Source organism: Thermococcus sp. MAR1 (assembly GCF_012027305.1).
Classification (GTDB): Archaea; Methanobacteriota_B; Thermococci; order Thermococcales; family Thermococcaceae; genus Thermococcus.
In genome coordinates, this window is sequence record NZ_SNUF01000032.1 from 1 (window position 1) to 403 (window position 403).

General features: G+C 37.2%; 1 protein-coding gene. It reads right to left on the bottom strand.

The features are described 5' to 3' along the window. A partial coding sequence (locus tag E3E25_RS11415) for a S9 family peptidase (RefSeq protein WP_206204739.1) occupies positions 1 to 403 on the bottom strand: 403 nt, incomplete at both ends.

A 403-nucleotide genomic window follows, 5' to 3' on the forward strand; every position in this document is an offset into this window, starting at 1 on the left:
TTAAATAAATTAGTATGGGCTAATAAATTAGCAGTCATAAATGCACCATAACTATGCCCGCCAACAGCTACACGATTCTTATCACCCACACCCATTTCACTTAATTTATTAATAGCTGCTTCTGCATTTAATTGTAATTGATGTACAAAATCATCATTCGGTTTTTTATCTGCACTGGTAGCAACAATCGGCATCTCTGCATTATCCAATACTGCATAACCTTGTGTTACATAAAATATCGGTGAAGCCCAACTGATAGTTGTAAAACGATATTGTGAACCTCTTATCTGGGCTGCATCGGCTGCACTGTTAAACTCTCTCGGATAAGCCCAGATTAACAATGGCAAAGGGCCGTCTTTATCTTTATTATATCCTTTCGGCAAATACAAATCGCCAGTTAAAT